Origin of the sequence: Segeticoccus rhizosphaerae (genome assembly GCF_005222685.1) — a bacterium.
Lineage (GTDB): Bacteria > Actinomycetota > Actinomycetes > Actinomycetales > Dermatophilaceae > Segeticoccus > Segeticoccus rhizosphaerae.
This window is the reverse complement of sequence record NZ_SWMA01000032.1, coordinates 33,706-44,658: the sequence shown is the minus strand read 5'-3', so window position 1 is coordinate 44,658 and position 10,953 is coordinate 33,706. Positions and strand designations below refer to the sequence as shown.

General features: G+C 70.6%; 12 protein-coding genes. 6 read left to right on the top strand and 6 right to left on the bottom strand.

Annotation, left to right across the window (positions count from 1 at the left end; translation table 11 throughout):
- Window positions 1–79: 79 nt before the first annotated feature.
- From hisN to FCN22_RS17180, 5 genes are all read right to left on the bottom strand, one after another.
- Window positions 80–874, bottom strand: a complete 795-nt coding sequence (hisN, locus tag FCN22_RS17200) for a histidinol-phosphatase (protein WP_137122791.1) — start codon at window positions 872–874, stop codon at window positions 80–82.
- Between the two features lie 142 nt (window positions 875–1,016).
- Window positions 1,017–1,811 (bottom strand): phosphatase PAP2 family protein, encoded by a 795-nt coding sequence (locus tag FCN22_RS17195; RefSeq protein ID WP_137122790.1) that lies wholly within the window; start codon window positions 1,809–1,811, stop codon window positions 1,017–1,019.
- Window positions 1,812–1,820: 9 nt separating this feature from the next.
- On the bottom strand, window positions 1,821–2,840 hold the full coding sequence (rsgA, locus tag FCN22_RS17190; protein WP_137122789.1) for a ribosome small subunit-dependent GTPase A: 1,020 nt from the start codon (window positions 2,838–2,840) through the stop codon (window positions 1,821–1,823).
- Window positions 2,837–4,168: a 3-phosphoshikimate 1-carboxyvinyltransferase gene (aroA, locus tag FCN22_RS17185; protein WP_137122788.1), complete on the bottom strand. Its 1,332-nt coding sequence runs from the start codon at window positions 4,166–4,168 to the stop codon at window positions 2,837–2,839. Before aroA ends, rsgA begins: the two co-directional genes overlap by 4 nt.
- A 16-nt stretch (window positions 4,169–4,184) precedes the next feature.
- Window positions 4,185–4,706 (bottom strand): DoxX family protein, encoded by a 522-nt coding sequence (locus tag FCN22_RS17180; protein ID WP_137122787.1) that lies wholly within the window; start codon window positions 4,704–4,706, stop codon window positions 4,185–4,187.
- A 183-nt stretch (window positions 4,707–4,889) separates the two neighbouring features.
- Between FCN22_RS17180 and FCN22_RS17175 the strand changes: the two genes are divergently transcribed.
- The 4 genes from FCN22_RS17175 to rsrA all read left to right on the top strand — a co-directional run bounded on the left by FCN22_RS17175 (window position 4,890) and on the right by rsrA (window position 7,513).
- A complete protein-coding gene (locus FCN22_RS17175) occupies window positions 4,890–5,738 on the top strand; it encodes an SOS response-associated peptidase (protein WP_137122786.1) in 849 nt (282 codons plus the stop codon).
- Window positions 5,735–6,370 (top strand): alpha/beta hydrolase family protein, encoded by a 636-nt coding sequence (locus tag FCN22_RS17170; RefSeq protein ID WP_137122785.1) that lies wholly within the window; start codon window positions 5,735–5,737, stop codon window positions 6,368–6,370. Before FCN22_RS17175 ends, FCN22_RS17170 begins: the two co-directional genes overlap by 4 nt.
- A gap of 208 nt (window positions 6,371–6,578) precedes the next feature.
- Window positions 6,579–7,232 (top strand): sigma-70 family RNA polymerase sigma factor, encoded by a 654-nt coding sequence (locus FCN22_RS17165; RefSeq protein WP_137122784.1) that lies wholly within the window; start codon window positions 6,579–6,581, stop codon window positions 7,230–7,232.
- Window positions 7,229–7,513: a mycothiol system anti-sigma-R factor gene (gene rsrA, locus FCN22_RS17160; protein ID WP_137122783.1), complete on the top strand. Its 285-nt coding sequence runs from the start codon at window positions 7,229–7,231 to the stop codon at window positions 7,511–7,513. Before FCN22_RS17165 ends, rsrA begins: the two co-directional genes overlap by 4 nt.
- Window positions 7,514–7,682: 169 nt before the next feature.
- Here rsrA and FCN22_RS22860 read toward each other — a convergent pair whose 3' ends face one another.
- Window positions 7,683–7,757, bottom strand: coding sequence for a 50S ribosomal protein bL37 (locus tag FCN22_RS22860; RefSeq protein WP_370670760.1), 75 nt, complete (start codon window positions 7,755–7,757; stop codon window positions 7,683–7,685).
- A 677-nt stretch (window positions 7,758–8,434) separates the two neighbouring features.
- On the opposite strand from FCN22_RS22860, the gene FCN22_RS17150 reads away from it, so the two are divergent.
- Together FCN22_RS17150 and FCN22_RS17145 are read left to right on the top strand one after the other, a co-directional pair.
- Window positions 8,435–9,634, top strand: a complete 1,200-nt coding sequence (locus FCN22_RS17150; RefSeq protein ID WP_162308248.1) for an HD-GYP domain-containing protein — start codon at window positions 8,435–8,437, stop codon at window positions 9,632–9,634.
- Window positions 9,631–10,929 carry an HD-GYP domain-containing protein gene (locus tag FCN22_RS17145; RefSeq protein WP_137122780.1) on the top strand — a complete coding sequence of 433 codons (1,299 nt, stop codon included), beginning with the start codon at window positions 9,631–9,633 and terminating at the stop codon, window positions 10,927–10,929. The genes FCN22_RS17150 and FCN22_RS17145 overlap by 4 nt, the downstream gene beginning before the upstream one ends.
- Window positions 10,930–10,953 lie beyond the last annotated feature (24 nt).

Here is a 10,953-nt window from a genome sequence, read left to right as displayed (position 1 = left end):
CACCACCACGATCACGACACACCTACACCCAGCGGCTCCTTGACCCCACGACACACCCGCTAACTGCGCGGCATTGGCGCTAGCCGCCGGCTTCCGCAGCCAGCCGGCTGAGCACCTCGTCGTGCAGCACGCCGTTGCTGGCCACTCCGTTGCCGCCCCACGGGCCGGGTTCGCCGGTCAGCGAGGTGAACCGCCCGCCGGCCTCGGTGACGATCGGCACCAGGGCGGCCATGTCGTGCACGGCAAGCTCCGGCTCGGCGGCGATGTCGACCGCACCCTCGGCGACGAGCATGTAGGACCAGAAGTCGCCGTAGGCCCTGGTGCGCCAGCAGTCGTCGCCGAGCTGCAGGAACTGCTCGCGCAGTCCCAGCTTGGCCCAGCCGGTCAGGCTGGAGTAGGACAGCGACGCGTCGGAGAGCTCGGAGACGTGGGAGACGTGCAGCCGCTTGGCCGAGGAGAGGCTGCGGCCGCTCCAGGCGCCGGAGCCGTTCGCGGCCCACCACCGACGGGTGAGCGCGGGCGCTGCGACGAGGCCGAGCACCGGCTGCCCGTCGTCGACGAGAGCGATCAGGGTGGCCCACACGGGGACCCCGCGGACGAAGTTCTTGGTGCCGTCGATGGGGTCGACGATCCACCGGCGAGGACCGTGACCTGTGGTCTCCATCTCCTCGCCCTGGACGGCGTCCCGGGGACGGGTGCGCTTCAGCTGGTGGCGGATGATCTCCTCCGCCGACCGGTCGGCGTCGCTGACCGGGGTGAGGTCCGGTTTGGTCTCCACGACCAGGTCCTCGGCACGGAACCGCGCGGTGGTCACCCGTTCCACGGCGTCCGCGAGCACGTGCGCGAGGCGCAGGTCATCATCGTAGGCAGGCACCCTCGGCACGCTAGCCGACGAACGCCGAGCGCGTATGACGCCACGCAGCTTCCCCTTGCCGCAGCTCCTCCGCGGCAGGTCGCTGCGCTCCATCTTCGCCGCTGTCGTCGCCGCGGGCATGTTCTCTCTCCGCTGTCGTCGGTCACGGTGGGGTGCCGCTGGTCGCCCGCGCGCGGTGGACGGTGAGGTAGAGCCGGTGCGCGGTGACCACGACTGCCACCCAGGCGAGACCGAGGGCCCACGCCGCCATGACGTCGGTCAGCCAGTGGTGGCCGAGGTAGACCCGGGACAGCCCCATCGCCACCGCCCACGCCAGCGCACCCAGCACCACGCACGCGCGGGACCACACGTGCCGGACGCGCCGCAGGATGATGTAGGCCAAGACCGCCGCGATCACGGTGCTGTTGAGCGTGTGGCCACTCGGGAAGGACGCCGACGACTCGAAGGGCGGGACGGCGTCGATCCGCGGTGGCCGCGCCCGTCCGACCAGCTGCTTGCCGGCGACGGTCATCAGCAGCGACCCGGCGGCGGCCACCAGCACCAGCGCCGCGGGCGACCAGCTGCGCCACCACAGGCACAGGGCGAGGACGGTCAGGCCGGTGAGGATCGGCATACCGACGTCTCCGCCGAGGTGGGTGAACCAGGTGACAGCCGTGTCGAGCCCTGGACTGCGCAGCCCGAGCATCGCGTTGAGCACCGGTCGGTCCAGCGTCGCGACCTCGTCCTGCTCCATGACGGCGTCGTAGACCTCGGCGCCCGCGGCCGTCAGCAGGACCGTCGTCATCGCGCCGACGATCAGCGTGAGCAGGATGACCCAGTTGGCCGCGACCCAGGGACTGCGCTGTCCGACAGCGGATTGGGCCAGCCACCTGCCGAACCGGCTGTGCCACGTGGCAAGGTCCCGGTCGCCGATGTGGTCTTCGGGAGAAGCGGCCACAGCCGACTCTCAGTCCCCGTGCCCGGGTGTCCGGGCACGGAGCAGCCGGCGGAGCGACTCGAGTCTGGAGGGTCCGGCCGGTCCGGCGTGACCGCCCTCCACCCACGCGTCCAGGGCGCACTCCGGCTCGTCGTGGGTGCAGCCGCGGGGACACTCCGCCGTGCCGGGCTCGAGGTCGGGGAAGTGGTTGATGATGCGGGCCGGGTCGACGTGCGCCAGCCCGAAGGACCGCACGCCGGGGGTGTCGATCACCCAGCCGTCGTCGTCCGGGAGGCGCAGCGCCACTGCGGAGGTGCTGGTATGGCGGCCACGGCCGGTCACGTCGTTGACGTCGCCGGTCGCGCGCAGCGCCCCGGGCACCAGGGCGTTGACGAGGGTGGACTTGCCGACGCCGGAGTGGCCCACGAGAACGCTGACCCGATCGGCCAGCGCGGCGTGCAGCTCCTCGAGGCCGCGGGGGAGTCCACCGTCTCCGGTGAGGGACGTCACGACATACCTCACCTTGAGCGGCGCGTAGGTGGCGAGGAACGCGTCGGCGTCGGCGAGGTCGGCCTTGGTGAGCAGCAGGAGGGGCTCCATGCCGGCGTCGTAGGCGGCGACCAGGCAGCGGTCGATCATCCGCGGCCTCGGCTCGGGATCGGCGAGGGCGGTGACGATGACGAGCTGGTCGGCGTTGGCGACGATGATGCGCTCGACGGGGTCGGTGTCATCGGCGGTGCGGCGCAGGACGGCGGTGCGTGGGTCCTGTCGGACGATGCGGGCGAGCGCGTCGCAGTCGCCGGACGTGTCACCGACGAGACGGACGTGCTCGCCGACCACGATCGACTTGCGACCGAGGGCTCGGGCCTTCATCGCCGTGACGAGGCGGTCCTCCACGAGCACCGTGTAGCGACCACGGTCCACTCCGACGACAAAACCCGGCACGGCGTCCTCGTGCGCCGGGCGCTCTTTCGTGCGGGGCCGGGATCCTTTGCGGTTGGGTCGGATCCGCACATCGCTCTCGTCGTACTCGCGCCGCCGGGGGCTCATGGCTGCGGGACGTGGTGCGCCGCGTGCGCGAGCTCGTCCCACCGCTGGGTGAACCGCGGCAGGGTCTTGCCGGTGGTGCCGACGTTCTCCACCACGACCCCCGGCACGGCCAGCCCCAGGACCGCCGCGGCCATCGCCATCCGGTGGTCGTCATAGGTCCGGAAGAGACGGCCGTGAAGCTGCCGTGGAGCGACCCGCAGGCCGTCGTCGGTCTCGGTGACCTCGCCTCCCATGGCGTTCAGCTCGGTGGCGAGCGCGGCCAGCCGGTCGGTCTCGTGACCGCGCAGGTGCGCGATCCCGCGCAGGTGCGAGGGGGAGTCGGCCAGAGCGGCGAGTGCGGTCACGACGGGCGTGAGCTCGCCGACGTCGTGCAGGTCGACGTCGAGGCCGTTGATGCCGCCGCCTCCGCTGACGGTGAGGCCGTCACGGTCGAGGCGCACCTCCGCGCCCATCGCGTCGAGGATGTCCCGCAGGGCGTCGCCGGCCTGGGCGGTGTGGTGCGGCCAGTCGGCGACGTGGACGCTGCCTCCGGTGACCACCGCGGCGGCCAGGAAGGGCGCGGCGTTGGACAGGTCGGGTTCGACCAGCACGTCGAGGGGATGGATCTCGGAGGGCTCGACGTGCCACAGGTCGGGCTCGGAGTCGTCGACGATCGCCCCGGCGTCGCGCAGCACCTCGACCGTCATCCGGATGTGCGGTTCGCTCGGCACCGGCTTGCCGTCGTGGCGCACCGTCACGCCCTCCTCGAATCGCGGCCCCGCCAGGAGCAGGGCCGAGATGAACTGGGAGCTCTCCGAGGCGTCCAGCGTGACCGAACCACCGCGCAGCCCGCCCGAGCCGTGCACGCTGAAGGGCAGGGTGCCGCGGCCACCGTCCTCGACCACGGCGCCCAGGGCGCGCAGGGCGCCCAGGACCGCTCCCATCGGGCGGTTGCGGGCGTGCGGGTCGCCGTCGAAGGCGACCGTTCCGTCCGCCAGGGCGGCGACCGGGGGCACGAAGCGCATCACCGTCCCGGCGAGACCGCAGTCGATCCGGGCCGAGCGGTCCAGCGTCGCGGGGGTGATGATCAGGTCCGGCACCTCGTCGGACGAGGCCGGTGAGAGCTCGTCGCCGGAGAAGTCCTCGATGCGGGCGCCGAGGGCGCGCAGCGCGTCGGCCATCAGCACCGTGTCACGGGAGCGCAGCGGCGCTCGCAGCCGGGACTGGTCGGCCGCCAGGGCGGCGAGGACGAGGTAGCGGTTGGTGAGCGACTTGCTCCCGGGGAGCGTCACCGAGGTGTGGATGGGGCGCTCAGCTGTGGGAGCGGGCCAATCGAGGGGATCAGACAAGGTGGTGCGCCGCTCCTCAGCTCAGGGTGTTCTCGGCCTGGGCCGCGGCCAGCTTGGCCTCTCTGCGGGCGGTCTTGGCCGCACGGCGGGCGCCGCGGCGGGTGTCACCGACCGCGCGCTTTGCTCGCCAGGACAGGCCGGGCTTGCCTTCAGTGTCGACGGCGGCGAGCAGGACGCCACCGAGCAGACCGAGGTTCTTGAGGAAGTGGGTCCGCTGCTGCTTGCGCTTGACCGGGTCCTTCTCCTCCCAGAACGGGTGCCCGGCATACGTGGTGGGGACCAGGGCCGCGGACAGCGCGGTGGCGGCGAGTCGGGGAAAGCGCCCGATCGACAGCAGCAGCCCGCCGGTCAGCATCGTCGCGCCGTTGGCGCGCACGAGCAGTTCCGGGTCGTCCGGCAGGCCGAGGGGATCGCCCACCTTCTCCAGGAATGGAGCGACCTGGTCGACCTTGGTGGCCGGGTGGCGGAGGGCGTCGAGCCCACCCACGACGAACATGGCCCCCAGCATGGGGCGTGCGATCCGGCGCACCAGCGTCATGGTCTGTCTCCATTCGATGTCGTTGCGGTCAACGCGTGCTGTCCGCCCTACCGTAGTTGCTGCGCACGCCGCGTGCCTCCTGCGTACGTCCGCGCACCACAGGCCCATCACTCGCCCATCACCGGCCCATCACAAGCGCGGCGTCCGGCCGCGCGCCCTCCGGTGGTTTCGTAGGCTGCAGGCATGTGCGGGCGATATGCGGCCAGCTCGAGGCCCGATGACCTGGTCGAGGAGTTCGAGATCGAGGCGGACCGGACCGGCGAGCCGGCCAGGTCCGTGCTCGCCTCGCCCCAGTCGCCGCCGCCCGGTACGCCGGACTACAACGTGGCGCCGACCAAGCAGGCGCCGGTCGTGCTCACTCGGGCCCCGCGCAGCGGTGAGGACGAGGACGGCGGTGGGCCGGTGCGACAGCTGCGACTGCTGACCTGGGGCTTGGTACCCAGCTGGGCCAAGGACATCAAGGTCGGCCTGCGGATGATCAACGCGAGGGCCGAGACCCTGCTCGACAAGCCGGCCTTCGCCAAGGCGGCCGCGGCCCGCCGCTGCCTGGTGCCTGCCGACGGGTGGTACGAGTGGCAGGCGAGCCCCACCGTCACCGACCGCAAGGGCAAGCCGCGCAAGCAGCCGTTCTTCGTGCGTCGCGCCGACGGCAAGCCGATGGCACTGGCCGGGGTCTACGAGTTCTGGCGCGACCCCGCGCTGCCCCCGGATGACCCGGATGCGTGGCTGACGACCTACGCCATCGTCACACAGGCGGCCGAGCCCGGCCTGGACCGCATCCACGACCGCCAGCCGCTCGTCCTCGACCCGGAGCAGTGGGCCGGCTGGCTCGACCCTGCCCAGACCGACCTCGACATGGTCCGCGAGCAGCTCCAGCCGGGTGCGCCGGGGCGGTTCGAGGCGTGGCCCATCGGTGCGGCGGTGGGTTCGATCCGCAACAACGGGCCACAGCTGCTCGAACCGGTGGGGCGCGACCAGCTCGAGGGTGTCGTCGACCCCACCACCGGAGAGATCATCGGAGGGTCACCATGACGGTGCGTGCGTCGGTCCGCGAGCTCGAGACCCCAGCCGGTATGGCGCGTGCCCACCTGCTGCGGCCGACTCGCCTGCGTGGTTCGGTCGTCCTGGGCCACGGGGCGGGCGGCGGGATCGAGGCCCCGGACCTGGTCGAGCTGACCGGCCTGACGGAGGACGGCTGGCTGGTGGTCCGTGTCGAGCAGCCCTGGCGGGTGGCCGGCAAGAAGGTGGCCACCCCACCCAAGACGCTCGACACGGGGTGGCTGGCGGTCCTCCCGGCGCTGACGCAGGGCCGGTGGGCGCTGCCGCGGCCGCTGGTGTGCGGAGGCCGCAGCGCCGGCGCGCGGGTGGCCTGCCGCACCGCCGCGGCAGTGGTCGCCGACGCGGTGCTGGCGCTCTCCTTCCCGCTGCACCCGCCCGGCAAGCCGGAGAAGTCCCGGGCCGACGAGGCGCGGCTGGTGACCGACGCGGGGCGCCCGCTGGCCGTCATACAGGGGGAGAAGGACCCGTTCGGCAGTCCTGACGAGGTGGAGAAGGCGCTCGACCCGGCCGCCCACGTGTTCGCCGCCAGGGGCACGCACAGCTTCACCAAGGACCCCTTCGAGGTCCTCGACGAGGCGCGGGCCTGGCTCGACCAGCTCCCCTGACCCCGGGGTCAGGGGAGCTGCCGGCAGGAGGTGGCCTCGCGCTGGTCGCCCCGGGAATGTCTGGAGTCGTTCCCGACGTTCGCAAGGGTGAGACCCACCGAAGGAGACGCTTGTGCTCGTTGCCCCCCATGCGCCGTCACCCGGAGCCCTGACCACCGCACACGGCTCGGGAAGTGAGCGTCAGCATCCGGCACTAGGCTGGACGGTGATGACTGAAGACCAGAGCACCGTCCAGGCGATCGAGGCGCAGCGCGAGCTCGATGCCACCGTCGATGTGAGCACCGAGAGCCCCGCCGAGCGGGCCGCGCGCTTTGAGCGTGAGGCCATGCCCTACCTCGACCAGCTCTACAGCGCCGCACTGCGCACCACGCGCAACCCCGCGGACGCCGAGGACCTCGTGCAGGAGACGTTCGCCAAGGCGTTCGCGGCCTTCCACCAGTACAAGCCGGGCACCAACCTCAAGGCCTGGCTCTACCGCATCCTGACCAACACCTACATCAACTCCTACCGCAAGAAGCAGCGGCAGCCGTTGCAGTCGGACGCGTCCGACGTCGAGGACTACCAGCTCGCCCGGGCGGAGTCGCACGACTCCCGAGGGCTGCGCTCCGCCGAGTCCGAGGCGCTGGACCACCTGCCCGACTCCGACGTGAAGGCGGCGCTCCAGCAGATCCCCGAGGACTTCCGGCTGGCTGTCTACCTCGCCGATGTGGAGGGCTTCGCCTACAAGGAGATCGCCGAGATCATGGACACGCCCATCGGCACCGTGATGTCCCGTCTGCACCGCGGCCGGCGACAGCTGCGCGAGTTGCTCACCGACTACGCCATCGAGCGTGGTTTCGTGCCCGAGGAGGCCAAGTCATGAGCTGCGGCGGCCACGACAACTCTGAGACCGACTGCGACGACGTCCTGCTCAAGATCTACGAGTACCTCGACGGCGAGATGGGCGAGGTCGACTGCGAGAAGATCCGGCAGCACCTCGAGGAGTGCCAGCCGTGCCTCAAGGAGTACGACGTCGACCAGGCGCTCAAGGCCTTGGTGCGCCGCTCGTGCCGGTGCGAGACGGCACCGGAGGCGCTCCGCACGCAGATCATGGCGCGAATCACCACGGTGACCGTCACAACTCGGGTCGAGCGGACCGAATAGTCAGCCCCAGCAAGCGGGTCCGCAGCAAAGGATCGGCACGACTCAGGCCCCCACTCGTCCACTCGGGACGATGGGGGCCTGCTCCGTGTTCGCGGCCGGTATGACGGGTACTCACGTCGCTCGGCCGCGTGCCGTGTGCTTCTGGGGGTTGGTGATGGGGGTCGCGTGCTCAGGCGTTGGGCTTGCGACCGTGGTTGGCCGCCTTGCCCTTGCGCGAGCGACGCTTGCGGGCGCGCTTGCTCATGGGAACTCCAATGGTCGGAAGGGTGACGCCCGGCGGGGCGTGGACCGCTAGTGTCTCACAGGACGCACGAGCTGCCCGACGCCGCGGGCGGGACGCATGAAGGGCGCGCAACACCGGGCCCGAGCGGCGGGCTCGAGCCAGCGCAAGGCTAGTCATATCGGCACGTTCGGAGTGGCCCCGAAGGGCTGGTTAGTATGGGCTACATCACACTAGGCCGAAAGGCTCGGCGTACGATATGGTTCGGCCACCACGGGACCACAGGGTTCCCGCACGAAAGGAACTCAAATGTCGACGCTTTCAGCTCTGTTCCAGAGCCTCATGTCGGGGGACTTCGCTGCGCTTGCCGCATCCGCATCAAGCATCTGGGGCTGGGGCGGCTGAGCCGCTAGCCACCCTTCAGGCCGTCTGGGGAAATGCCTGACGTCGCACGGCCGGTTGCCGAGGGGGACCAGAAGCCGAATGCGCGCGGTCGGATGACCGCGCGCTTTCGTGTGTGGACCTATATCGCGGTTCTCACGCTGGTTGCGGCCGGTCTTGCAATAGTCGCATTCTTCTCGCTGGACGCGACTCGCCACCCGAACGTCGTTGGGCCCTTGGTAGTTCTGTCCTGCTTGGGGATCCTTGGTTACTCGATCCGACAGGAACACGCGGGCTCTCGCGTCACGATCTCGTTCACCATGATCATCTTGGCCGCGGGCATCGTGCTGGTGGGACCATTTGGCGCCACGGTGGTCGGCACGGCCAGCGCGTTGTTCGCCTTCGCTCCGGAGCGCCTTCAGGTCCGACTCTTCAACAGTGTGCTGGGTGGCGTGGTGGGAGCGGTGGGGGGATGGACCTACCTCGCGGCCGGGGGAATGTTTCCGCTCGAACGCGCCGAGCACGCGTTCGACCTCGTCGTGCATGTCGGTCTGCCGCTCATGGGCGCGAACGTACTCATGAGCATTGCCAACGCGCTGCTGCTCGGCGGCGTCATCCGGCTCAACGGGGGCCAGGATGCTGTCCTGCGATTCGCCCTTCGGATGCTTGCCACCTCGGGGCCGTCCTATGTCGGCTACGGGCTGATCGCATTCCTCTTCGTCGTGCTCTGGAAACCTGGTGGCGTCGGGGCGTTCAGTGCGGTCCTGGTCCTGGCACCCCTGTTCGTCGCGCGATGGGCGCTGGGCCAGTACGGGGACGAACAGCGGGTGCACGAGCGCACCATCGCGGCGCTCGTGGCAGCGGTCGAGGCCAACGACCCCTACACGGTCGGGCACAGTGAGCGCATGGCCACGCTGTGCGGACTTGTGGCCGAGCGGCTGTCACTCGGGTTCCAGAGAGCGGACGAGCTGCGGTTTGCCGCTTTGCTGCATGACGTGGGTACCATCGCGCTGCCGTGGCAGACCCTGCGACACAGCGGTCCTCTGACCCAACACGACCTCGACGAGATCCAGCAGCACCCCGCCGTCGGGGTCGCCATGGTCCAGGAGATCGAGTTCCTGCAAGAATCGTGCCCCGGGATCCTGCACCACCACGAGCGTTTCGACGGACGCGGCTATCCGGCCGGTCTGGCCGGCGAGGACATCCCCGAGTACGCCCGCATCATCGCGGTGGCCGATGCCTTCGACTCGATGACCACCAGCCGTTCCTACCGCCCCGCCATGTCGGTGGAGCAAGCACTCGCCGAGCTGCGGGCGCGGGCGGGATCACAGTTCGACCCCAGGATCGTGTCGGCGCTCGAGGAAGCACTACGGGGACGTGAGTGGGAGCCCACCGTGCTCTCGCCCGCGGTCCTGGCCACGGCTGGTGACGCGCACGACCACGATGACCCGGTCGTCTCGGACCTCGTCGCTTCTTCGCCGATGACCGGTCATCCGCTCGAGCACCAAGATCCCGCATGATGGGCGGCGCGACGCGGGCCGACCGGGCCCTCGGGGCAGTGGCCGCAGCGGTCCTGGTCACCGCGGCGATCTTCAGCGTCCCCGCCTGGGGCCGGCTGACGGGGACATCCGTCTTCGTCATCGTGGCCTTCCTTGTAGCGATCGCCGTAGGCGAGTCGCTCCGCGTCAGCCTGCTCGACGTGCGGGAGACGCCACCGATCGCCATGGCGGCCTCGCTTGCCTTCGCCATGACCACCGAGGCGCCGAAGGATCATAGAGCCGTATTCGGGGCAGCCGTGGTGACTCTGGTCACGGCCGCCGGCATGGCGGTCGGCGCCGCCGCCCTCGCGGTGGCCCGGCGGCGCCCGGTCTCCCTCACGTCGCTGGCGATCGGACTTATCGGAACCAGCCTCGTGGCCGTGCTGTTCAGGGAGGTGCCGATCTTCGAGGGAATGACCGCGCTCGACAAGCAGTTCGAGTGGGCTCGTACGCGCTGGATCACCGCACTGTGCATGCTGGCCGCGTCGGCACTCGGCCTTGTCCTGCAACTGGCTTTGCTCGCGGCCGTCAGGGCGAGCCATGAGCATGCTCCGCTCGGTCGCGCGCTGGTCGACGAGGCATCGGCGCTGGCGCCGCTCTACTCCGCGTTGAGTGCCACCGCGGCGCTGGTCGCCCTGGCGGAGTTGCCGCTCGGCATCGTCGCGATCCCGTTGTTCTTGTTGCCCTTGCTGCTGCTGCAGTTCGCGCTGCGTCGCCACTCGGTCATCCGGGCGACATTCCGGCAGACGGTGCGGTCCCTGGCGCGGTTGACGGAGCTGGGCGGGTACACCGCTGCTGGGCACTCCCGCAGGGTGGCTGCCCTGTGCGTGGCCATCGGCCGGGACGTGGGCCTGTCCGAGCGCGAGGTGCTCGAGCTCGAGTACGCCGCTCTGCTGCACGACATCGGGCAGGTGTCCCTGACCGAGCCGATTCCTCGGGGCGCCACCGTCCTGGTGGCTCCCGGCGACCAGCGGCGGATCGCCCTCGACGGTGCTCGGATCGTGCGGCAGACCGGCGAGCTCGACAACGTCGCGAGGATCATGGAGACCCAGGCCATCCGTTACCGCCAGGTGCGCGAGCTCGGCCAGGACCTCCCGATGGCCAGCAGGATCATCAAGGTCGCCAACGCCTTCGACGACCTGGCCGAGGGCGCGTCCGAGGGGCCTCGTGCCGCCGCCGCGATCGAGCGGATCCAGCTGGGGCTCGGCTACGAATACGACCCGGCCGTGGTGGACGCCTTGGCTCGAGCCCTGGAGCGCGGCGTGGCCAACGCCTGATGGGCTTGGACGCAGCGGAACCCA